Consider the following 23,759-nt stretch of genomic DNA (forward strand, 5'->3'; position numbering starts at 1 on the left):
ACGTTCGCGTTTACCATTCCAACTTTTCACTCGACATCAACACCCCATTCCAATCCGCGTAAACGAAGTCCCCAGGCTGGATCATCTGATTGTGGATCGTCAGAGTGACATTGACATCACCCACTCCGCGCTTTTCCGTCTTAAATGGGCAAGTACCTAGGGCTTTCACACCAATTTGCATTTCAGCAATTGCACCCGCATCGCGAATGGCACCGTTAATAATTACGCCTTCCCAATGATTATCAATAGCAAGAATTGCCAACTGATCGCCCAGCAGCGCTTTTTGACATGAGCCATGACCATCAACAAATAAAACCTTGCCTCTGCCATCTTGGCTTAATGTATCTCTCACTATTGAGTTGTCGTGATAGCACCTCACTGTCACAATTTCGCCCCAGAAAGCGCTTTTGGCGCCAAAGTTGTGCAGTGGAAGTTCCACTAGCGTGACTTTGTCTTCATGCTTATCACAAATATCCGGTGTTATATCTTTCATTTTTCCTCCATGAGATTTTTCCGCCTGCTCTTAAACCAAACCGTGCTAACGGCCAAAGCAGACTGAGTGAATCCTATTCTTAAGCCCTTTTACCTTATGCGAGATTGCCACCCTTTGATTCTGAGACTTGTCGCATCAGGCAAACAAGAGAGCAGATAAAGTTGATTATTTTCAACATAATAAATTGCGTTCTGGCCAAACTTACGCCCTAACTCGATTGCTAACTCTCGCTCAATAGCAACGGCAAAGCTTGCTTCTTTCCATGTAAATGCTTCATCTCCAACCAGTACGTCGACATAGTTAGTATGGCTTATTTCAAGAGCTAACCGTTGATTATTTCTTAGGTTTTCCTCATTTGACACCCGCTGACTAGCTGGGTTCCATGCCGTGATGACAGCAAAAAAATCGCTCGTCATTTCATCACTGAACTGAAAGTAAGGCTCACAATATGCCGCCCAAAGTTGCGCATCTATCATCATATAATCAGCTGTTTTACATTTACCTGATACTATTAATATTTGTTACATTCTAACTCTTGATATAAATCAACAAAGTGATTGGAATTAACACTTCTACGTTGTTAGCATGCTGTTAACATTATAAAATCCGCCTCAACGACTAATGGAATCAGTGAGGAACTGGAGCCTCACAAGGTAATTGAGCGAAACCCAAGGATGGCGGGCAATCAAAGAAAGTGTATTTTTACAATCTTTGGTTTATTATCAACATCACATTTCCTGTATGTTATGTTTTTGCCTAAAATTTATTCCATTAGCACATTTTTTTCACAAGTTTAGGTACCGCCAATGCAAACCCCGCACATTCTTATTGTCGAAGATGAGCAAGTAACTCGTAACACTCTTAAGAGTATTTTTGAAGCAGAGGGATACGCTGTTTTTGAGGCCAGTGACGGTGAAGAGATGCACCAGGTGCTGTCTGATAACCAAGTTAACCTAGTTATTATGGACATCAACCTTCCAGGTAAGAACGGTCTACTGCTAGCACGCGAGTTGCGCGAGCAAGCCAATGTAGCACTGATGTTCCTAACTGGCCGTGACAATGAAGTGGACAAGATCCTTGGTCTAGAGATCGGTGCAGATGATTACATCACTAAGCCGTTCAACCCACGTGAGCTGACTATTCGTGCTCGTAACCTATTGAATCGCTCAATGAACGCGAGCGCTGTAACGGAAGAAAAACGCAGCGTAGAGAAGTACGTGTTCAACGGTTGGGTGTTGGATATCAACAGCCGCTCTTTGGTTAGCCCAAGCGGTGATGGCTACAAGCTGCCTCGCTCTGAGTTCCGAGCTCTACTTCACTTCTGTGAAAACCCAGGCAAGATTCAGACACGTGCTGACCTGCTGAAGAAAATGACAGGCCGCGAGCTTAAGCCACATGATCGTACTGTCGACGTAACGATTCGTCGTATTCGTAAACACTTTGAATCAGTCTCTGGGACACCAGAAATCATTGCTACGATTCATGGTGAAGGCTACCGCTTCTGTGGTGATCTTGAAGAGTAATCAACTCTCGAAAATACAAAATGGAGCCTCATGGCTCCATTTTTCTTAGCAAAAACAAAAAACGCTCACCAAGGTGAGCGTTTTTTTATGGCTTTGTCGATTAGCCTCGACCGCCTTTGATGGCATCGATAATTTCCGTGGTCGAGCAGCCATCTTCAAAGTTGAGCACTTTGACTTCTCCGCCATTAGCAATCACTTCTTTGCCACCCGCGATCTCTTCTGGTTTGTAATCTCCACCTTTTACCAACATATCAGGCAGAACCTCAGAAATAAGTCGCTGCGGTGTGTCTTCACCAAATGGAACCACCCAATCAACCGCCCCCAAACCAGCAAGAACCGCCATTCGACGATCGGTAGGGTTAACAGGGCGACCAGGGCCTTTTAAGCGCTTCACTGACTCATCGGTGTTAACCGCCACAATTAAGCGATCACCCAGTTCAGCGGCGTGGTTTAAATACGAAACGTGTCCAGCGTGAAGGATATCGAAACAGCCGTTAGTCATGACTACCTTTTCACCTTTGGCTTGGGCATTTTTCACCGCTTCAATCAACGCTTGCTCACCAATCACACCATAGTCGGTGTCTTGACTACCATGAACCGCTTCCGCCAACTCGATGGTTGATACTGTTGACGTACCCAGTTTACCGACCACAACACCTGCAGCTGCATTTGCTAAGGCACACGCTTCATCAAGAGGTTTACCCGATGCCACTGACGCAGCCAACACTGAAATAACCGTGTCGCCGGCACCCGTCACGTCGTATACCTCTTTGGCTTGAGTTGGTAAATGGAATGGCTCTTGGCCACGACGAAGCAGCGTCATACCATGTTCGCTTCGCGTCACAAGAAGTGCATCAAAGTCGAACTCTTCAATCAGCTGAAGCCCTTTTTCAACCAACTCTTGGGTAGACTTCACTTTACCAACCACAAGCTCAAACTCCGCCATATTTGGCGTCAGTAGCGTAGCTCCACGGTAACGTTCAAAGTCCGCCCCTTTCGGATCGATAAAAACAGGGACGTTCACTGCACGTGCTTTTTGAATAAATTTCTGAACGTGCTCTAAAGCGCCCTTAGCGTAGTCGGATAACACCACCGACTTCACTTTAGGTAACGCCTGCTCCATGCGGCTTAGAATTAGCTCAGAATCGACGTTTTCAAACTTGTCTTCGAAGTCTAAGCGAATCAACTGCTGTCCGCGGCTCATCACACGCAGTTTCGTAATCGTTGGGTAATCGGGTAGACCAACAAAGTCACAGGTTACATTAAGTGCAGATAAGGTCTCATTGAGCACTTTCGCAGGTTCATCAATCCCTGTTAAACCAACAATATGAGCGTGTCCACCCAGCGAAGCGATGTTCATCGCAACGTTAGCCGCACCACCAGGACGCTCTTCATTGTTTTCTACTTTTACTACCGGAACTGGCGCTTCTGGTGAAATACGCCCAGTTGGGCCGTACCAGTAGCGATCCAACATCACATCACCAATGATTAAGACACCCGCATCCTTGTAGTTAGGTAGGATTGGTTTCATCGTCGATCTCCAAAATATAATTCTGGCGAGAGTTTAGCACAGCCGTTGAACGCTCTAAACCCTCAGCAGTAAGCACCTAAAGTGAGGAGGCTAGGTTTAATCGTTAGTACCAAACCAAGCGTGCCAAATTTTTTGGACGCATTCTCGCTCAGGCACGAGTTTGTCTTCTGCCACATCCGCATCGAGGTTGAGCAAGTTTCTGTGATGGATCTGGTCTCTCATTGTTGTGTAAGCGTGAGTGAGTGCCATCGCCTGCTCTTCTTCTAGAACGCCTTGCGACATCATGGTTTCGAAGATTCGCACATTGTCACTCCAGCGCGTTAACTTGGGTTTGTCATGGCTAAAGCGCAGAACCAAATATTGCGCGAGAAACTCGACATCAGTAATACCACCAGGATCTTGCTTCAACATAAAGCGCCCTGCTTTTTTACCGCCTAAATGGTCACGCATTTTCACTCGCATGTCTGCCACCTCTTGCTTGAGTTTAGCTTCCTCACGAGGCAACGTCAGCACCGCGTGGCGCGTCTTGGCAAAGGCTTGTTGTAATGGTTCATCGCCGTAAATCATGCGAGCACGAACCAAAGCCTGATGTTCCCATGTCCACGCCTCATTATGCTGATATTCATCGAATGCTTCTGTAGGGCTCACTAACAAACCCGCCGCTCCCGAAGGACGTAAGCGAGTGTCCACTTCGTACAATATGCCCGACGCTGTTCGTGTCGAGAATATGTGAATGATGCGTTGAGCCAAACGTAAGTAGAACTGACGGCCGTCGATTTCTTTCTTGCCGTCGGTGTACGCATGCACCGGACAGTCATGCATAAAGACGATATCAAGGTCTGAGTTATAACCGAGCTCCCAGCCTCCGACTTTGCCATAACCAATCACCGCAAAGCCTTTGCCATCTCGGTCTTTTAAGTGGGTTGGCTCGCCATACTTTTCTGCAATTTGCAGCCAAGCTTGACCGACCACTGACTCAACAATCGCTTCTGCCAAATACGTTAAGTGGTCACTCACTTTCATGACTGGAATCACACCAGCGATATCCGCTGCCGCAATTCGCAAAATGCATATCTGCTTAAATTGACGGAGCGCTTCCATTTGCTGCTCCATATCGTCTTCTGGGATACGAGCTAGAAAATCCCGCAGTTCAGTTCTGTAGCTCTCCAATGGAACTGGATTATACAACTGCTGAGGGTCGATCAGCTCATCAAGCAGGATCGGATAACGCCCAAGCTGCTCCGAAATCATAGGACTTGCAGTACACAGCCTCACTAACTGAGTCAGTGCAGCGCTGTGCTCATCAAGTAGTTCTAAATACGTTGTGCGAGTGACAATGCGATGCAAAAGGTGGAGAACACGTGGCAAACCAAACTGAGCATCTTTGTGCGAGTAGATAGCTGAGAAGATTTTTGGCATCAGATGATTCAGTACTTCTCGACCGCGTGGCCCCAACGTTTTCTTGGCCAAGTCTTGCTTGAACTGAATAATGGTTGTGGCCATTTGAGCAGGCTCTTGCGCTTGAATGTCATGCTCTAAGATATGCTCAATGACATCTTTCTTCGCAGCCATATCCCACAGCTCGACAAAATGTTTGGCGATGTCTTGTTGCTCTTCTTCATCATCCCCAATTAAATCTGCAAAGACCGAGTGCACGTTTTGCATGTGTTGAGTGATATCTTGACGAAGGCTTAACCAATCGCTGTAGCCCATCGCAATCGCTAAATGCAGTTGCTCTGTATCGGTTTCAGGTAAGGTTTGGGTTTGTTTGTCGGCCATTGCTTGTAGCAAGTTTTCTAGGCGACGCAAAAATTTATAGGCATTGCGTAGTTGCTGAGTTTCCGCTGCGGTTAGCTGCTCGAGCTCTTCTATTGCATCAAGGGTATTGAGTAACCCTCGCTGACGCAAACTTGGCTCTCGCCCACCGCGAATCAATTGAAAGACTTGAGCTATAAATTCGATTTCACGAATGCCACCAGCGCCCAATTTTATGTTGTTGCTTAACCCACGACGGCGCACTTCGCTGCTGATCATCGATTTCATGCGACGCAGTGATTGAATCGCACTGAAGTCAATGTAACGACGAAAGACAAACGGGCGCAGCATCTGACGGAGCTCTTGATACTCTGGGTACATTTCACGCCCCATGACGCGCGCTTTGATCATCGCGTAGCGCTCCCAGTCTCGGCCTTGTTCTTGATAGTAGTCTTCAAGAGCCGCATAACTCATCACGAGCGGGCCACTGTCTCCAAATGGGCGTAAACGCATATCGACGCGATAGCAAAAACCATCAAAGGTTTGCTGATCGAGGGCTTTGATAATGCGTTGACCGAGACGAGTAAAAAACTGTGCGTTGGCAATACTGCGTCGAGCACCTTGGGTTTCGCCGTTTTCAGGGTAGGTAAAAATCAAATCAATATCGGATGAGAAGTTCAGCTCACCACCACCCAGTTTGCCCATGCCAATAATCAACATTGGCTGCGCTTCACCGAGTTCATTGGTCGGCGTCCCCCACAGATCGCAGCACTGTTTATACTGCCATTGGTAGGTTTCAAAAATCATCGCTTCAGCCAATTGGGAGAGGTGCTCTAAGCTCTCTTCTAACGCCCAAGATGCCGTAAAGTCACGCCAAGCAATGTAGACCATTTCACGGTTGCGAAACTGCCTTAGCACTCGATGCCCCTGCATCTCATCATGGCACTCACTCAGCAAAGCAGATAGCCTTTCTCGATACTGCTCATGGCGCGAATCATGGCTTAACATCTCGGGCAGCTGTTGTTGTAGTGCCTCATCCGTTGACAGCGCTTCGCCAACAAACTGACTCAAGCCCGCCACATATTGCAATTGAGAGAGCTGTGACTCTGACCAATGGTTCAAGGCTTGCGATTCGTTCATTGCTTGGATAACAGGTTGGGAAAATTGAGTGAGGCTTTCTGGCAGCTGCATGATTCTTCCTTGTCTAGAAATAGCCGTGGGGTGTGGTAACTCTCTCTTTATACCAATAAAAAACGCCCACTAGTAGCCAGTGGGCGTTTATTGCATTTAACTTGAGAAGCTAAACCTTAAATGAGGTGATTTTCTTGTCTAGCTCATCGGCATTTTGCTGCATTATCTCAGAGGTTTCGAGTAGCTCCGAAACCACGGTAACCGAGGCTTCAACAAGCTCACGAACATTGGTCAGGTTCTGATTCATCTCTTCCGCAACACTGCTTTGTTGACCAGCAGCGGTAGCAATCTGGAAGTTCATATCGTTGATTTGATTCACCTGACCAACAATTCCATCTAATTCACTTCCTGCGTTGGTCACAAGCTCAACCCCTTCAGCCGCTTCAACGACGCTCTTTTCCATCAGCTCTACTGCGGAATTTGCGCTCGATTGAAGTTGAGAGATCATCTCTTGAATCTCGACGGTGGCTTGTTGAGTGCGCTGAGCAAGGTTGCGAACTTCATCTGCCACCACGGCAAAACCGCGCCCCGCTTCACCAGCACGAGCCGCTTCAATCGCTGCGTTTAGCGCCAGTAGATTTGTCTGCTCAGAAATACCTTGAATGGTTCCAACAACACTACCAATTGAGCCTACGCTGTCTTCCACATCATTCACCGCTTGCGCCGAAGCAGAGATGTCTTTTGAAAGTTCACTGATCTTAAGTACGGTATCTTGCACAAATCGTTGACCCGTTTGTGCTTGGCTCGAAGCGTTTTCTGTTAATGAAGACGCACTTTGCGCGTGACCCGCGACAGTTTGAACCGTCGAAGTCATCTCACTCATCGCCGTTGCCAGTTGATCAATTTCGTTGAACTCTTCTTGAGCCGATTCTTTGGTCTCAGACATACTGATGGTCATCACTTCCGTCAAACCAGACAATTCTTGCGAAGCACTCACTTGCAGCGCAATCATCTCTTGCAGCTGACGACGTGTTTTTTCTAGCTCACGCGCGACATCGCCGTACTCATCTTTACATTCCATTTCAATAGGAACCGATAAGTCTTTATTTGCCATGATTTTGATTGAGTCACTTAAGTACTGCGTCTGACGCAACATAACGCGTGCAGCAAAAAGCAGCAATGCGACAAAAACCACTATGAGTAAACAGGTTTGCCACGCCACCTGAACGAGATAAGCGTCATAATGCTCTTGGGCAATCGCTGTGCTTTGAGTTGCAGCAAGAAGTGAATCGTAAAAGGTGCTTGCATCCCACAGCTGTTTACCAATGATCAGTAAGGTACTAAACACCATCAGCATGACCATTTTAGGAACTAGGCGGACATCAGTAATCACCCGCTCCCATGGTTTAAATGCCATTTTGGTCATCGTCGCTTCTCCATTAAGTCAAATTTTGTATTTTTAGCGCGTTGTAATAGAGTGGCTTACAGAGCAACACCTCTTCTCTGGTTACGCCAAAATATTTATTTCGAGCCTCGTATGAATAAAGATATTATCAAAAGTGATACAAAACCGATGAGCTTGCTGTCACTAATCTTGTCATTTATGGCGCTATTTGTGATCTCTGGCTTACTCTTTTTTCCTTTGCGGCCAGAAACTCGACAAGTTCTTATCGGCATAGACTTTCTTATCTGTAGCATTTTTATGCTTCAATTGAGTGTTGATTTGATCCGCTCTACAAATAAGCTGCAATTTATGAAACGCCACTGGATCGATTTTCTAGCCAGCCTACCTATGATTGAACCACTGCGTTACGCGAGGTTGTTTTCTATCTTGCGTGTCGTCCTTGTGATTCGTTCAAGCCGAAACGTCATCCGCCAACTACTGCGCAATAAACATGAAACGACCTTAGCCTCGATTCTACTCTTAATGGTCATTTTGCTAACAGCTGGCTCGAGCATGATGCTGTTTATTGAAGGGCATTCGCCCAGCGCCAATATCAAAGATGGTGGCGATGCCATGTGGTGGGCACTCGTGACTATCTCCACAGTGGGTTACGGCGATCACTACCCGGTTACGGATGGGGGAAGAATTCTTGCAGCTGGATTGATCATTTGTGGCGTAGGCTTATTTGGTATGATTTCTGGACTGGTCACCTCAATGATAACCTCACCTTCCAAGGTTCAGACCACGCGTTCAGAAAATAAAGAGAAGCTATTAATAGAGCTTGTCGAAAAACAAAATGAGATTCTTCGCCGCTTAGACAACCTTGAGCAGCAAAACAAACGGGAGCCGTAATGCTCCCGTTGATGTTGGTGGTTACTCTTGCCAATAGGGCTCGGTCTCTATACAGATGACTCGAGTTTGCTCCATTGCATGCAAGATGGAACTTTCTTGACGGGCAACCCAGCGCGCTAGTTGCTCCTGCTCATCACCCTCTAAAGACTCAACAAGCTTTTGCAATGTACGCAACTTGAGTAAATCGTCGATGCCGTGCAGCAAATCACTCCAAGGCATACGGAAGCTGTTGCGCTCTTCGGTATCAAACAAGCTCGCAAAACTCACGCCTGTATACAAGTTGCGCATTAATCGGTATTGCTGATCAATGTAATCTTGACTCGATAGGCTTCGTTCAGGAGGGAAAGCTTCCATCAGTTCCGCCCAAGTGCGATCCAGCTGCTGAACGGAAAAGTGCTCAATGTTACGTGCCATTTTGTCGCGTGCTTTATCATCCAAGAAAGGTTGCCAACCACGCGTTAAGATCCAACGACTCAAGTCAAGCAGCAAACCGGTATAACGGGCGCTGTTGAGTAACTCCAGTAGCTCTTCTCTGGTTGGTAACTGTTCTTGAATGAGTTTTAGTTCCGCGACAAGGAACTTGCGTGCATCAAGTTTTCGCAGCGCATGGCCTTTGTCGTCCAGCAGATCGTCTAAGTAATCATAGTCGTTGAGCCACTCTAGGCTCTGCTCTAGCCATTTCAGCTCTTGCCTTAATATTGCGCTAGCACGGCGCGGAACCACACCGCCGTAAACCGTTAATACTTGGCGAATAAAACTGATGGCGTTTTTTATCTCATGCAGCGCTTCTATGGACTCACGCTCTGAGTAAATTTGCTCGTGGTAATGCCAATGGGATAGCGCATGTTCTAACGAATTAATGAAGCACGCTTCCACACTATCTCGTTTGTCGGTGCTCACTAGCGTAAGCGGCTTAACATCGTCACCGGTATAGCCTGTTGCGAGTCGATAGCCTTTGGCCGCTTTGCTTAAGTTGCCTAAGCGCATACCACCGTGTTCGCAGAAGTTGCGCGCCAGAGTAAACAGCGCATCGGTTTGACCCGATTTCAGCTCAAGCTCTACTTCACAAATTGGGTCTTCTTCACCATTGGCTTCTACTTTTCCTTGGTCAAAAGCAACTTCCACTTGGCTACCATCAGGCATGCCAATTAGCCACTGCTCACGCGTGAAGTTAGTAGAAAAAAGAGGCATCAATTCAGATTGAAGCACGGAGACATCTTTGCCTGCAGGCCAGATGTCGTCAGGATGTAACGTTAAATCGGGCTCGTTACTGGTGTGCTCAGCATTGTATTCAGGTCTTTGATGAAGACCTGCGACGACTCTCCCTGCCGTCTTGACCGTTTGCACGAATACATCATCAAAACGACGAATTCGCATACCGATATCATGGCGACGTAACCAGTTATCTGGCGTATCAAAGTAAGTATTGCCAAGTTCTCGACAGCTGTGCTGAAGCACTTTAGTTTCAGATATTTTTTGACGCAAAGTCTCTGAAAAATCAGGAGAAACAAAAAACTTCAGTTCTATCTCGGTTTCCATAGTTATACCTTTCAAAGCAGATAGAGACAGGATATTGCCAATTTTCTTACTCGGCAAGAAAGAAATATCGCAGGAATGATGATCTAAAACAGTTTTAATGAGTGATTTAATGCGTTACCATGCGCGCCTTTATAGCCATCGCTCAACATTTCGCCGTAAAGGGTGTATGTTATTTTTAGGTTATATTAATTAGGTTGAATGACCATGCCAGTAAATACAATTATGGGGTTATTTGCAAAGTCCCCGATTAAACCTTTGCAACGCCACGTCGTCTGTGTGAACGAATGTTGTTCTCACCTAGTTAACTTCTTTGAAGTCAGTTCAAAGGGTGACTGGGAGAAAGCATCAGAAATTCGCGCTCAGATCTCTCATCTAGAGAAAGAAGCCGACGTGCTCAAGCGCGAAATTCGCCTTAAACTTCCTCGCGGTTTGTTTATGCCTGTTGACCGTAGCGATATGCTGGAGCTACTTACACAGCAAGACAAACTGGCAAACCTAGCGAAAGACATTGCAGGCCGAGTTTACGGTCGTCAATTGACTATTCCTGGGCCACTTCAAGAAAACTTCCTTGCGTATGTGAAACGTTGTCTCGATGCAGCAAATCAAGCGCAAAAAGTCATCAATGAGCTCGATGAGTTATTAGAAACTGGATTCAAAGGTCGCGAAGTAACACTTGTGGCTGAAATGATCCACCAACTAGATGTAATCGAAGATGACACCGATGCGATGCAGATCCAACTTCGTCAACAATTGATGGAGATTGAGCAGGATATGAATCCTATCGATGTGATGTTCCTTTATAAAATTTTAGAATGGGTAGGTGGCATAGCTGATCAGGCGCAACGTGTTGGTGCGCGTCTTGAGCTAATGTTGTCTCGCTCATAAATCATACGTTAACTAAATAACGAAGAGCATCTTAATAGCACTCCCCTTAATTAGGCGATAAATACTGACGCGCCGAAGGGGCTTTTTCGTGCCTAATTTGCTCCGCTTGTTATCAACAACTAGGTATTACGATGGATATCCTTGCGAACTACGGCACTGTCCTGATTATTATTGCAGCAGCTTTCGGTTTTCTGATGGCGATTGGTATTGGCGCAAACGATGTTGCCAATGCGATGGGTACATCAGTAGGTTCAAAAGCGCTCACCGTGAAACAAGCGATCATTATCGCAATGATCTTTGAATTTGCGGGTGCATACCTTGCAGGCGGTGAAGTAACCGACACTATCCGTAAAGGCGTAATCGAAACGTCACTCTTCGCATCTCAACCAGATGTTCTTGTCTACGGCATGATGTCTGCGCTACTAGCAGCAGGTACATGGCTCTTGCTAGCGTCATACATGGGCTGGCCAGTGTCTACCACTCACTCAATCATCGGTGCAATCATCGGTTTTGCATGTGTATCTGTGGGTACGGAAGCCGTTGACTGGGGCTCAGTTCAAGGCATTGTTGGTAGCTGGATCATTACCCCAGTTATCTCTGGCTTCTTCGCGTACGTTATCTTCGTCAGCGCACAGCGCCTGATCTTTGATACTGAAAAGCCACTGTTTAACGCAAAGCGCTTTGTTCCTGTGTACATGTTCATTACGACCATGGTAATTGCACTGGTTACGATTAAGAAAGGTCTCAAGCACGTTGGTCTTCACTTAACGAACGGTGAAGCTTGGATGTGGGCTGCGGGCGTTTCTGCGCTAGTGATGGCTGGCGGTTACTTCTACATTCAGAAGAAATTCGCAAGCCGCGAAGATGACCACGGTTTTGCCGGTGTTGAAGGTATCTTCAGTGTTCTCATGGTAATCACTGCGTGTGCGATGGCATTTGCTCATGGTTCAAACGACGTTGCTAATGCGATTGGTCCACTGTCTGCTGTAGTTTCAACGGTAGAGCACATGGGTGAAATCACAGGTAAAAGCACCATTGCATGGTGGATTCTTCCTCTAGGCGGTTTCGGTATCGTGGTTGGTCTAGCGACGCTTGGCCACAAAGTGATGGCAACCGTTGGTACGGGTATTACAGAATTGACACCAAGCCGCGGTTTCGCCGCTCAGCTTGCAACAGCATGTACTGTTGTTCTTGCGTCAGGTACAGGTCTACCGATCTCAACCACTCAAACTCTGGTTGGTGCGGTTCTAGGTGTTGGTTTTGCTCGTGGTATTGCAGCACTGAACCTAGGTGTAGTACGTAACATCGTTGCATCTTGGATCGTGACTCTACCTGCTGGCGCACTATTGGCGGTTGTGTTCTTCTACGCTATCCAAGCGATGTTCGTTTAACCAACGCGTCAATGATGTGTTAACGCACTGTCATTATTGACTCAAATACACAGAAAGGGAGGCTTAGCCTCCCTTCTTTGTTGCAGTCACTAAAGAAACTACTTACTATTTCGAGTTAGCAAGATATAGACAATAAGACTGTTAAAGGATTTATCGTGAAAAAACTGGTTCTGTTAGTTTTAGCCACTCTCGTCGCCGCGCCCGCAGCGCTCGCTCAAGACCGATACATTGCGGATAAGCTTTTTACTTACATGCACTCTGGCCCAAGCAACCAATACCGTATTATTGGTAGTATCGATGCCGGTGATAAAGTAAAACTTTTGTCTACCGACCGAGCAACAGGCTACAGCCAAATCCAAGATGACCGAGGCAGAAAAGGTTGGGTTGAAAGCAAGTTTGTCACCAGCCAAGAAAGTATGGCACTGCGTCTACCTAAACTTGAAAAAGAGCTAGCAGAAACCAAAGAAAGACTTGCGAATGCTCGCTCTACGTCTGATCAAGAGAAAGCAGGACTTGTTGATTCTTTAGAAACCAGTAATCGTCGTATCGCTGAGTTGGAACAAAGCTACACCGACATGAGCCAACAACTCTCTTCGGCACAAGAAGAAGTTCGTAGCCTACGCGCTAAACTGGATACTCAGAAAGATGACTTATTACTTAAGTACTTTATGTATGGCGGTGGTGTAGCTGGTTTGGGCTTGCTGTTTGGCTTAATCTTGCCTCATATTATCCCGCGTAAGAAACGCTCCCCATCCGGCTGGGCATAATCAAAAAGAAAAGGTCGCTAACGCGACCTTTTTAGTTTCTCTCTTCTTTTAGCCTTGCCAATCGTACAGCGCTGGTACTTCGATACTTTCGCCATCAAATCGAATCAAACAGCTATTCTGATCGATTCGCTCCACTTGAATCCGATCCGTAATCCAATCTCCTTGGTTATATTCGGTTCCATTTACTTTGACCCAGCGCTTGGTTTTATTACTTGAATAGACGTGTGTTTGGAAGTTCAGAGCAGGTAAACGACCTTGCCACTTTTCCCCTTGTTGCGCCAAATTTGAAACTTGGCTGGACGACGGCGCTTCTAAATCAGTCTCCTCTCCCAATGCGTTTTCAATTCGCATTGCTAGCTCTGGGGATAACTCAGATAAATCGAGATTCCCCAATAAAGATTTTTCTTGTTTAAGTGGCTCAGAGATGTCCGGCGTAACTTCTGTTTTATCAAAGCTCGGAGAAGGTGTCTCACGCACTGGCTCGGGGACGTTGATCACTTCTGCAATCTGAACATCATACGTTGGGGTAAGATTGGTGAACTCTGGGTAGGGCAACTCAGCGTATTCGAAAGGCGTATCGACTTGAATCACCTGATGTTGATTGTCGTTGGCCCTTGACGACACTTTGTCTTGATAGCTTTCATAAATGCCGTAAGCAGCCGTCAATAGAGCGGGCAAACACACCAACGCCACGATAGCCGATTTGCTAGCTTTCACCTCTTGGGGGCGATTCAACAAGTTTGGATAGACACCTCCCTGCTGCGTCGCTTGATGACTTTGCTCCGATAAGTCGAGCGCTTTAAGTACACTAGACATTATGCCGACTCCTCATTATCGGTCAGAGAGGGGACGCCTTCTCGCACCATTTCTTCTAGACGCTGCAGGGTGTTTTTCCCTGCAATACCATCAACGGATAACCCCTGCCAACGTTGAAACAACTTCACTTTTTCTTGCAAGGCAGAGTCATAGCGGTCACTTCCTGTACGTGGTTTTCCAAGCAACATCGACAAATGGCGATCCAACAGCGCCACAGGCTCTCCTTGCATACCTGGCTTCAAGGATCCCCCCCAATATTTACGCCAGATTTGTCGATACTCTCCCGACCAGATTGCCTTAAGCTGAGTGAGCGGTAACTCGATGTTGCGCTCCCCCACTAACAAACGAGCATTCGCTTGATCAAGGGAGTGAAGCACAGCGTAACTCTGGCGCCCATCTTTATTGAGAGTGAGCAATACCGGAGCATTGTGGCGACGCAGAGCCAGCACATCTCCGTTCAACCTGAGACACTGAAACGCATTTTCGCTGTCCGCTAAGCACAGCTTATCCAACATCGACGCTTGGTATCCCCAAACCTGATACAGCGTCGCCATCCCTTGCTCTAAGCTATCTGATTCGAACAACTGTGATGCCAGCTCAGCAGGAAATACCGTTCTTGTGACAATTGTCGGCTCAACAGCGGGGTAGCGCAGTTCAACCTGTTGAACAATCGCATCGTCAGCTAACTTAGGGACATAGAAGTAACTCGCACCAGCTATCAGCACCCCAAGGCTGGCTGCTACAGCATAGTGAAAGTAGCGGGGTTTACTCTGAACCTGCTGCTCTGGGCGATGAAACGACGTTTGAAAACTCATCACCTCTTGGCACGCGAGCTGCGCCGTCGAATGAGAGGGTGCAGATTCGCCGACACTGTATGCCTGTTTTAAAGCCGCATCACAAACGAGATTGATCAAACGAGGAATACCAAGCGTTTGATTCGCAATCAGCTTAAGCGATTTACTGGTGAAGAGTTCACGCTGACCACCAGCAAACTCTAATCGAAAACGTATATACTCAGCCGTTTCTTTTTCATTCAATGGCAGTAGGTGGTAACGACCTGTGATTCGTTGTGCTAACTGCCTAAGCTGGGGCATTTGCAGCTTCTGTTGCAGTTCAGGCTGACCAATCAATAACACCTTAAGCAGTTTTTGACTTTCTGTCTCAAGGTTAGTGAGCAGCCTAAGTTGCTCGAGCACTTCCGCCGATAAATGCTGGGCTTCATCAATCACCAGTAGCGTTTGCATTCCATTTGCGTAGCTACCAAGTAGGAATTGATGAATCGTTTGGCTAAGCTGTTTTAGGGAGGCGTCTTGAGGGTAATCCAGAGCAAATTCATCACAAATCGCTTCAAGTAGCTCACTGTTCGAAAACGTCGGGTTAAGGATTAACCCCGCTTGAATATTATCGTCTAGAGCACGAAGCATCGCTCTTGCGACGGTCGTTTTACCCGTACCGACCTCACCAGTCAGCATGGCAAAACCTCCGCCCTCTCCTAGCCCTGCATTCAAGCGAGTGATCGCTTCTTTATGCCGTTGGCTTTGGAAAAGAAAACGAGAATTCGGAACGATTGAAAAAGGCAGTTCCGTAAATCCAAAATGTTGCTTATACATGCTTCTCGTCTCTGGGAATTTAGTGATAAGAAAAGTACCATTGCAGGCAACAATAGCCAATGGCAATGTTAAGAAATGAGAGAGGCTTTAGTGCAAAGATACCTTGTAGGTGGGGCAGTTCGCGATCAACTGCTGAATATCGACGTTTATGATAGAGATTGGGTCGTCGTCGGCTCGACACCAGAACAGATGCTCGAACAAGGCTTTACTACGGTTGGGAAAGAGTTCCCCGTATTTCTTCACCCCAAAACCAAAGAAGAACACGCGCTAGCACGTACTGAGCGAAAAATAGGTGCTGGCTATACGGGATTTGAATGCTACTTTGCACAGGATGTCACTCTCGAGGAAGATTTGCTTCGCCGAGACCTAACGATTAACGCGATGGCACAAGATCCAAGCGGTAAGATCATTGATCCTTACAATGGCCAACAAGATCTCCAAGATCGCCTTTTACGCCACGTTTCAGAGGCCTTTACCGAAGATCCTTTACGCGTTCTGCGTGTTGCTCGCTTTGCTGCAAAGTTGGCGCATTTAGGCTTTACTGTCGCCGAAGAAACGATTGAATTAATGAGAAAAATTGCCCAATCAGGCGAGCTTGAACACCTCACTCCGGAGCGTGTTTGGCAGGAATGGCATAAATCCCTTTCAACCCAAAGTCCCCATATTTTCCTTCAAGTACTCAAAACCTGTGACGCCTTAACAGTCGTACTTCCTGAACTAGACGCCCTATTTGGAGTCCCTCAACCTGAGAAATGGCACCCTGAGATCGACACAGGTATTCATACCTTGATGGTTGCCGAGCAAGCAGCCTTTTTGAGTGATTCCCTACCAGTGCGTTTTGCAGCTCAAGTCCACGACTTAGGAAAAGGAGTCACACCAGAATCCGAATGGCCAAGCCATAAAATGCACTGCCACACTGGTCTAAAGCTGATCAAGAAACTCTGTGACCGTGTGCGTGTACCCAATGAGTATCGTGATTTAGCTTTAATGGTCTGTGAGCAACACTCCAATATTCATCGCGCAGCCGAGCTTCGCCCTGAGACTAAGCTCAAGGTGCTCAATAAGTTCGATGTGTGGCGTAAACCGGATCGCTTACAAGACATCCTGATTTGCTGTATGGCAGACAGCCGTGGTCGAACCGGCTTCGAAAGCATCGACTATCCTCAGAAGGCGATTTTTGAGCAAGCTTACAAAGCGGCTTTGACTGTGAATGTGCAAGACATTATCAAAGATGGCTTTAAAGGTGCGGATATCCGCATTGAGATGGAAAAGCGTAGAATAGAGGCCATTCGAGAGGCTTAAGGAGATTCCCTCCCCTCCCCACCGTCGCTCTAAGGAATAACACAAACAAAAACGCCTCCGAAATCGGAGGCGTTTTTTTTAAAGCTTCAATCAGCTAAATTCAACTAAGAATTAAGCTTGACCTTTAACTTCTTTAAGACCGCTTTCGTTGTAAAAAGAAGGAGCTTTAGCACCTAGAGCTTCTTCGATACGGATTAATTGGTTGCTTTCTTTTAGGTATAGCAGCAACACGGTCAGAACGGCTCATCGTTCTCTGAGCTCTAAAAGCTCTTAGAGCCTTAAACGCAAAATGCCCCACTTAAAAGTGAGGCATTCATTAAAGCTTTAAGCTAATAATTCGATATGAATTATTGACCTTTAACTTCTTTTAGACCGTTGAAAGGAGCTTTAGCGCCTAGAGCTTCTTCGATACGGATAAGTTGGTTGTACTTAGCAACACGGTCAGAACGGCTCATAGAACCTGTCTTGATTTGACCTGCAGCTGTACCTACCGCTAGGTCAGCGATAGTTGCATCTTCAGTTTCGCCAGAACGGTGAGAGATTACTGCTGTGTAACCTGCGTCTTTAGCCATCTTGATTGCAGCTAGAGTCTCAGTTAGAGAACCGATTTGGTTGAACTTGATAAGGATAGAGTTAGCTACGCCTTTCTCGATACCTTCAGCAAGAATCTTAGTGTTAGTAACGAATAGATTGTCACCTACTAGTTGAAGCTTGTCACCTAGTAGTTCAGTTTGGTGCTTGAAGCCAGCCCAATCAGACTCGTCTAGACCATCTTCGATAGAAACGATTGGGAATTGGTTAGCTAGCTCAGCTAGGTAGTGGTTGAACTCTTCAGAAGTGAAAGTTTTACCTTCGCCCTTCATGTTGTAGATGCCAGCTTCTTTGTCGAAGAACTCAGATGCAGCACAGTCCATAGCTAGAGTTACGTCTTTACCTAGTTCGTAACCAGCAGCAGCAACAGCTTCTGCGATAACTTCTAGAGCTTCAGCGTTAGATTTAAGGTTAGGAGCGAAACCACCTTCGTCACCAACTGCTGTGCTGTAGCCTTTAGACTTAAGAACTTTAGCTAGGTTGTGGAATACTTCTGCACCGATACGTAGACCTTCTTTAAGAGTCTTAGCGCCAACTGGTTGGATCATGAACTCTTGGATGTCAACGTTGTTGTCTGCGTGCTCACCACCGTTGATGATGTTCATCATTGGTAGAGGCATAGAGAACTGACCAGCAGTACCGTTTAGTTCAGCGATGTGCTCGTATAGAGGCATGCCTTTAGCTGCTGCTGCTGCTTTAGCGTTAGCTAGAGAAACCGCTAGGATTGCATTAGCACCGAACTTAGATTTGTTTTCAGTACCGTCTAGCTCGATCATGATAGCGTCGATTGCAGCTTGGTCTTTAGCGTCTTTACCAACTAGAGCTTCAGCGATTTCGCCGTTTACAGCTTCAACAGCTTTAAGAACACCTTTACCTAGGAAACGAGCTTTGTCGCCGTCACGTAGCTCAAGAGCTTCACGTGAACCAGTTGATGCGCCAGATGGAGCAGCAGCCATACCTACGAAACCGCCTTCTAGGTGTACTTCAGCTTCTACAGTTGGGTTACCACGTGAATCGATGATTTCACGACCTAGAACTTTAACGATCTTAGACATTGAATGTTTCCTTCTCGTTGAATATATAATGTCAAAATTAAGGGCAGCAGCACAACTAACGCTACTGCCCGTATCCTTTACTTCTCTAATTCGCCGCGTTGGTATTCACCAGCCGCTTTCACGAAACCTGCAAACAGTGGGTGACCATCGCGAGGTGTTGAAGTGAACTCTGGGTGGAACTGAGCCGCTACAAACCAAGGGTGAGCTGGGTTCTCAATCACTTCTACCAGTTTCTTGTCTGCAGATAGACCCGATACTTTCAGGCCTGCTTTTTCAATCTGCGGACGAAGGTTGTTGTTCACTTCGTAACGGTGGCGGTGGCGCTCATGAATTGTCGCGCTACCGTATAGTTCACGAGCTTTCGTTCCTTTCTCTAGGTGACATAGCTGTGAACCAAGACGCATAGTACCACCAAGATCTGACTTCTCGGTACGTTCTTCAACGTTACCTTCGCCATCAACCCACTCAGTGATTAGACCAACCACTGGGTACTTCGTCTCTTTGTTAAATTCTGTTGAGTGAGCACCTTCCATACCCGCAACGTTGCGCGCGTATTCGATCAGTGCTACTTGCATGCCTAGACAGATGCCAAGGTAAGGGACTTTGTTCTCACGAGCGTATTTCGCCGCCATGATCTTGCCTTCCACACCACGATCGCCGAAGCCACCTGGAACTAGGATTGCGTCAAGACCTGCAAGTGCTTCGTCGCCTTTGCTCTCTACATCTTGAGAATCAACGTACTTAATCTTAACGCTTAGACGGTTCTTAAGACCTGCGTGCTTAAGCGCTTCGTTTACTGATTTGTAAGCATCTGGAAGTTCGATGTACTTACCAACCATACCGATAGTCACTTCAGCGGTTGGGTTCGCTTCTTCGTAGATAACTTGTTCCCATTCTGACAGATCTGCTTCAGGAGCAGTAATGCCAAAGCGAGAACATACTAGATCGTCTAAACCTTGAGATTTGATGAGTTGAGGGATCTTGTAGATTGAATCTACGTCCTTCATCGAGATAACCGCTTTTTCTTGTACGTTACAGAAAAGCGCGATCTTCTTACGCTCGTTCGCTGGGATCATGCGGTCAGAGCGACAAACAAGAATATCTGGTTGGATACCGATAGACAGCAGCTCTTTTACAGAGTGTTGCGTCGGCTTAGTTTTCACTTCACCTGCTGCGGCAAGGTAAGGAACCAGTGTCAGGTGCATGAACATAGCGCGCTCACGGCCAAGTTCTACAGCTAGCTGACGGATAGCTTCCATAAATGGTAGAGATTCGATATCACCAACCGTACCACCGACTTCAACGATAGCTACGTCGTGGCCTTCAGAGCCAGCGATCACGCGATCTTTGATAGCGTTAGTGATGTGTGGGATAACCTGAATGGTTGCACCTAGGTAATCACCACGACGCTCTTTACGTAGAACGTCAGCGTAAACACGACCTGCAGTGAAGTTGTTGCGCTTAGTCATCTTGGTGCGAATGAATCGCTCGTAGTGACCAAGGTCAAGGTCAGTTTCAGCGCCATCTTCCGTGACGAACACCTCACCGTGTTGAGTTGGGCTCATAGTGCCTGGGTCAACGTTAATGTAAGGGTCAAGCTTCATCATGGTCACTTTAAGACCACGAGCTTCTAGAATAGCCGCAAGAGATGCTGCTGCAATACCTTTACCTAGAGAGGATACAACCCCGCCAGTAACAAAAATGTAATTTGTCGTCATGTTTAACCTGAAATTGGTTGAATGAGGGAAAATGGATTTCTTCTGGACGGGATATAAATATACCAGAAGCCCTTAACCGCCACAACGTGAAATCTATCACACTGCAATTTTTTATTTTTTGCTTCAAATCAAACTGCATGAACAGAACAAACTCACACAAAACATAGTTGAGTCATTCTTGTCCCATTTCGCTAAATCTACTGCCCAGACCTTTTCTCTTCTCGCTTTATCTGGTTCCAATGCTCGTCCAACTCTTGCAACGAACAGTCTTGTAACGCTTTATTTTGCTCCGCGACTTTTCCCTCAACGGCTTTAAAGCGGCGCACAAATTTTAAGTTGGCTTTGCTCAAAGCGGCTTCTGGATTAACCTGCACATGACGAGCTAAATTCACCGTTGCAAAGAGTAAATCACCAATTTCCAGCTCTAGATTGTCTTGATTTACATCGACTTGAAGCGCTTCGTCCATAACTTCATCTATCTCTTCGTGAACTTTCTCTGCAACAGGTCCTAACGAATCCCAATCAAAGCCGAATTTCGCGCATTTTTTCTGAATCTTTGTAGCACGAGAAAGAGCTGGTAGAGAATTTGGTATTGAGTCTAGGATACTTTGCTCTGTTTTGCCTACTTCTGCTTTTTCTTTTGCTTTTTCGGCTTCCCAATTGGCATTAATTTCTTCATCTGACGCAAACTCCACATCGGAAAATACGTGCGGATGACGACGTGTCAGTTTCTCATTTACAGCCTCAACAACCTCTGAAAAATCAAACAACCCCTGCTCTTTGGCTAGCTGGCTATAAAAAATCACCTGAAACAGCAAATCGCCAAGCTCTTCTTTGAGATTTGGCCAATCGCGATTGTAAATCGCATCGACCACTTCATAGGTCTCTTCAATGGTGTGCGGGACAATAGTGTCAAAACTCTGCTTTAAATCCCATGGACAACCACTTTCTGGGTCACGAAGCTGCGCCATGATTTGCTCTAACTGCTCAATTGGATGGCTCATATTTCTTCTTCCTTTAAACCTTCTATCTAAGAACTGTCATCAAATAAAAAGGTGAGCAGCCAAAACCACTCACCTTTAGGTTATCTATCTATTACCTGAGTTGGAAACTATCCCAATCTCTTGACCGACATGACATCTTTAATCTGTTCAACACGCTTCGATACGCGCTGGAGAATCTCAATGTTAGTTACTTCCAAATCGAAGTCCATGATGGAGAGCTGTTTACGATAATCGACGCGGCTCTTCATACTGGTGACTTTGATCTTTTCGTTGGCAAACAGTGTGGTGATGTCTTTGAGTAAACCGCCGCGCTCCATTGCTTCCACACGAACGGTGAGGATGTATGAACCAACAAAACCGCTGCCCCAAACCGTATCAATAATCCGCTCTGGTGCATGATGACGCAGCTCTTCCAGTTGTTCACAGTCCGCACGGTGAACTGAAATGCCGCGACCTTGCGTAATGTAACCCGCGATCTCATCACCGGGAATCGGCTGACAACAACGCGCGAGATGGGTCATAAGGTTATCGACCCCTTCAACCACTACCGCGTCTTTCTTAGGACGGCTTTGAACAGGCGCTTTGTTCTCTGCTTCTTGCAGTTTCTCTAGCGCTTGCTGATCTTCCTCTTCGGCGGTTGGTTTGTTCACTAGGGCATTAATGTGGTTAATGATCTGGTTGATACGCAGATCACCGCTACCGACACCGACATAGAGCTCATCAGGCGTATTCATGTTGAAACGCTTGAGACCATATTGTTCAGCATCTTTGAGTGTTGCGCCAATCTTGGTGAGCTCTTGTTCTAAGATCTCACGACCTGCCTCAAGGTTTTTCTCGCGACTTTGTTTACGGAACCAAGCGTTGATCTTGGCACGTGCACGCCCTGAGGTGACAAAGCCAGTCGATGGGTTTAACCAATCGCGCGATGGGTTTGGCTCTTTAGACGTAATGATTTCAACTTGATCGCCCATTTGCAGTTTATGAGTAAACGGAACAATGCGTCCTGCCACCTTGGCACCAATACAACGGTGACCAACCATAGAGTGAATATGGTAAGCAAAATCAAGCGGCGTTGCGCCCATTGGCAGGTCAACAACATCACCGCGTGGCGTAAAGGCATAGACTCGGTCGTCGAAGACTTGGCTCCGCACTTCGTCAAGCATTTCACCAGAGTCTGACATCTCCTCTTGCCAATCGAGTAGTTTACGCAGCCATGTGATCTTCTCATCGTAACCACTGCGACCACCGCCCCCTTCTTTGTACTTCCAGTGTGCAGCCACGCCGAGTTCTGAATCTTCGTGCATCTCTTTGGTACGAATCTGGATCTCGATGGTTTTCCCTTCAGGTCCGAGAATAACCGTGTGAATCGACTGGTAGCCGTTTGGTTTCGGGTTTGCGACATAGTCATCAAACTCGCTCGGAAGGTGCTTGTATTTGGTGTGCACAGCCCCTAATGCGGCGTAACAATCTTGCAGTTTGTCAGCAATAATACGTACTGCTCGGACATCGAATAGCTCATCAAAGGCGAGCCCTTTTTTCTGCATTTTACGCCAAATGCTGTAGATGTGTTTCGGTCGACCACTGACCTCTGCATTGATCGATGATGCCTTCATTTCTGCGGTCAGATCATCGACAAAGTCTTTGATGTACTGTTCGCGGACAATTCGTCGCTCTGAGAGTTGTTTCGCTATTTGCTTGTAGGTTTCAGGGTGTTGGTAACGGAAAGCATAATCTTCCATTTCCCACTTTAACTGACCGATACCTAAACGGTTGGCAAGCGGTGCATAAATATTGGCACACTCTTTTGCGGCAGCTTGGCGCACTTCTTCTGGCGCTTTTTTTACTTCGACAAGGTTGGCTATACGTTCTGCGAGTTTGATGATCACACAACGGAAGTCATCAACCATCGCAAGTAGCATGCGGCGAACATTATCTACCTGAGTCGAAGCCGCGCTGCCCTCCATCGTGACATTGAGCTGCCCCAATGCCGCCATTTCTTCAACCCCATCAATTAATTTGATGGTTTCTTTACCAAAATCTTCTTCCAGCTTTTCGCGGTCATAGGCACCACTGGATACAAGCGGGAATAACAAGGCAGCCACGAGGGTTGCCTTATCCATAGAAAGGGTAATTAAAATTTCGATCATTTCACGGCCACGCCATAACAGCAGTGGACCTTGCTCATGATCTTGTAAAATGGTCTCGCATTGGCGGTACACCTCTTTGAGGCGCTTTGCGATGTTGGCGTCCTGATTCAGGCTCGCGATCCATTTATCTAGCTCAAACTGTTCGTCTTGGTTTAAATGTGCGCTTCTTACCGCAACCATCTCTTTCGTCCTAGTTTTTCGTTTT

At 46.6% G+C, this 23,759-nt stretch carries 18 protein-coding genes; 6 read left to right on the forward strand and 12 right to left on the reverse strand.

The features are described from left to right. Positions 1 to 10 precede the first annotated feature (10 nt). Together U9J37_RS08805 and U9J37_RS08810 are read right to left on the reverse strand one after the other, a co-directional pair. Positions 11 to 493: a putative 4-hydroxy-4-methyl-2-oxoglutarate aldolase gene (locus U9J37_RS08805; RefSeq protein WP_005472882.1), complete on the reverse strand. Its 483-nt coding sequence runs from the start codon at positions 491 to 493 to the stop codon at positions 11 to 13. 89 nt (positions 494 to 582) lie between these two features. Next, positions 583 to 972 carry a DUF3293 domain-containing protein gene (locus U9J37_RS08810; protein WP_005472927.1) on the reverse strand — a complete coding sequence of 130 codons (390 nt, stop codon included), beginning with the start codon at positions 970 to 972 and terminating at the stop codon, positions 583 to 585. A 327-nt stretch (positions 973 to 1,299) separates the two neighbouring features. On the opposite strand from U9J37_RS08810, the gene arcA reads away from it, so the two are divergent. Next, complete coding sequence (arcA, locus tag U9J37_RS08815; protein ID WP_005472905.1) at positions 1,300 to 2,016, forward strand: two-component system response regulator ArcA; 717 nt, start codon at positions 1,300 to 1,302, stop codon at positions 2,014 to 2,016. Between the two features lie 100 nt (positions 2,017 to 2,116). Here arcA and hldE read toward each other — a convergent pair whose 3' ends face one another. The 3 genes from hldE to U9J37_RS08830 all read right to left on the reverse strand — a co-directional run bounded on the left by hldE (position 2,117) and on the right by U9J37_RS08830 (position 7,859). Next, on the reverse strand, positions 2,117 to 3,547 hold the full coding sequence (hldE, locus tag U9J37_RS08820) for a bifunctional D-glycero-beta-D-manno-heptose-7-phosphate kinase/D-glycero-beta-D-manno-heptose 1-phosphate adenylyltransferase HldE (RefSeq protein WP_005472891.1): 1,431 nt from the start codon (positions 3,545 to 3,547) through the stop codon (positions 2,117 to 2,119). 96 nt (positions 3,548 to 3,643) lie between these two features. Beyond that, positions 3,644 to 6,442 carry a bifunctional [glutamate--ammonia ligase]-adenylyl-L-tyrosine phosphorylase/[glutamate--ammonia-ligase] adenylyltransferase gene (gene glnE, locus U9J37_RS08825; RefSeq protein ID WP_232280828.1) on the reverse strand — a complete coding sequence of 933 codons (2,799 nt, stop codon included), beginning with the start codon at positions 6,440 to 6,442 and terminating at the stop codon, positions 3,644 to 3,646. Between the two features lie 160 nt (positions 6,443 to 6,602). Beyond that, positions 6,603 to 7,859: a methyl-accepting chemotaxis protein gene (locus U9J37_RS08830; protein ID WP_005472918.1), complete on the reverse strand. Its 1,257-nt coding sequence runs from the start codon at positions 7,857 to 7,859 to the stop codon at positions 6,603 to 6,605. A gap of 111 nt (positions 7,860 to 7,970) precedes the next feature. Here U9J37_RS08830 and U9J37_RS08835 point away from each other — a divergent pair, with 111 nt between their 5' ends. Next, positions 7,971 to 8,729 carry a potassium channel family protein gene (locus U9J37_RS08835; protein ID WP_005472897.1) on the forward strand — a complete coding sequence of 253 codons (759 nt, stop codon included), beginning with the start codon at positions 7,971 to 7,973 and terminating at the stop codon, positions 8,727 to 8,729. A gap of 21 nt (positions 8,730 to 8,750) precedes the next feature. On the opposite strand, the gene U9J37_RS08840 is transcribed toward U9J37_RS08835, so the two are convergent. Next, positions 8,751 to 10,268, reverse strand: a complete 1,518-nt coding sequence (locus U9J37_RS08840; protein WP_005472924.1) for a CYTH and CHAD domain-containing protein — start codon at positions 10,266 to 10,268, stop codon at positions 8,751 to 8,753. Between the two features lie 204 nt (positions 10,269 to 10,472). Here U9J37_RS08840 and U9J37_RS08845 point away from each other — a divergent pair, with 204 nt between their 5' ends. The 3 genes from U9J37_RS08845 (at position 10,473) to U9J37_RS08855 (ending at position 13,311) form a co-directional block, all read left to right on the forward strand. Further along, positions 10,473 to 11,153, forward strand: a complete 681-nt coding sequence (locus U9J37_RS08845) for a TIGR00153 family protein (RefSeq protein WP_038140729.1) — start codon at positions 10,473 to 10,475, stop codon at positions 11,151 to 11,153. Between the two features lie 131 nt (positions 11,154 to 11,284). Then, entirely contained in the window at positions 11,285 to 12,544 is a 1,260-nt protein-coding gene (locus U9J37_RS08850; RefSeq protein ID WP_005472876.1) for an inorganic phosphate transporter, read from the forward strand. A gap of 155 nt (positions 12,545 to 12,699) precedes the next feature. After that, the gene (locus tag U9J37_RS08855) at positions 12,700 to 13,311 is read left to right on the forward strand and encodes a TIGR04211 family SH3 domain-containing protein (RefSeq protein WP_005472810.1); all 612 of its coding nucleotides are present in this window, start codon (positions 12,700 to 12,702) and stop codon (positions 13,309 to 13,311) included. Positions 13,312 to 13,359: 48 nt separating this feature from the next. On the opposite strand, the gene U9J37_RS08860 is transcribed toward U9J37_RS08855, so the two are convergent. Further along, positions 13,360 to 14,127 (reverse strand): general secretion pathway protein GspB, encoded by a 768-nt coding sequence (locus tag U9J37_RS08860; RefSeq protein WP_322413798.1) that lies wholly within the window; start codon positions 14,125 to 14,127, stop codon positions 13,360 to 13,362. Further along, positions 14,127 to 15,737, reverse strand: coding sequence for an ExeA family protein (locus U9J37_RS08865; protein ID WP_322413799.1), 1,611 nt, complete (start codon positions 15,735 to 15,737; stop codon positions 14,127 to 14,129). The genes U9J37_RS08860 and U9J37_RS08865 overlap by 1 nt, the downstream gene beginning before the upstream one ends. Before the next feature lie 90 nt (positions 15,738 to 15,827). Between U9J37_RS08865 and U9J37_RS08870 the strand changes: the two genes are divergently transcribed. Further along, positions 15,828 to 17,039, forward strand: coding sequence for a multifunctional CCA addition/repair protein (locus U9J37_RS08870; protein WP_043887058.1), 1,212 nt, complete (start codon positions 15,828 to 15,830; stop codon positions 17,037 to 17,039). A 347-nt stretch (positions 17,040 to 17,386) separates the two neighbouring features. Here U9J37_RS08870 and eno read toward each other — a convergent pair whose 3' ends face one another. The 4 genes from eno to relA form a co-directional block, all read right to left on the reverse strand. After that, positions 17,387 to 18,685, reverse strand: coding sequence for a phosphopyruvate hydratase (gene eno, locus U9J37_RS08875; protein WP_322413800.1), 1,299 nt, complete (start codon positions 18,683 to 18,685; stop codon positions 17,387 to 17,389). Positions 18,686 to 18,762: 77 nt separating this feature from the next. Next, complete coding sequence (locus tag U9J37_RS08880; RefSeq protein WP_005472915.1) at positions 18,763 to 20,403, reverse strand: CTP synthase; 1,641 nt, start codon at positions 20,401 to 20,403, stop codon at positions 18,763 to 18,765. Between the two features lie 197 nt (positions 20,404 to 20,600). Then, positions 20,601 to 21,407, reverse strand: a complete 807-nt coding sequence (mazG, locus tag U9J37_RS08885) for a nucleoside triphosphate pyrophosphohydrolase (RefSeq protein WP_005472885.1) — start codon at positions 21,405 to 21,407, stop codon at positions 20,601 to 20,603. A 107-nt stretch (positions 21,408 to 21,514) separates the two neighbouring features. Continuing rightward, the gene (relA, locus tag U9J37_RS08890) at positions 21,515 to 23,734 is read right to left on the reverse strand and encodes a GTP diphosphokinase (protein ID WP_005472859.1); all 2,220 of its coding nucleotides are present in this window, start codon (positions 23,732 to 23,734) and stop codon (positions 21,515 to 21,517) included. Positions 23,735 to 23,759 lie beyond the last annotated feature (25 nt).

The organism is Vibrio sp. 16, from assembly GCF_963681195.1.
In the GTDB taxonomy this organism is placed as follows: domain Bacteria; phylum Pseudomonadota; class Gammaproteobacteria; order Enterobacterales; family Vibrionaceae; genus Vibrio; species Vibrio sinaloensis_D.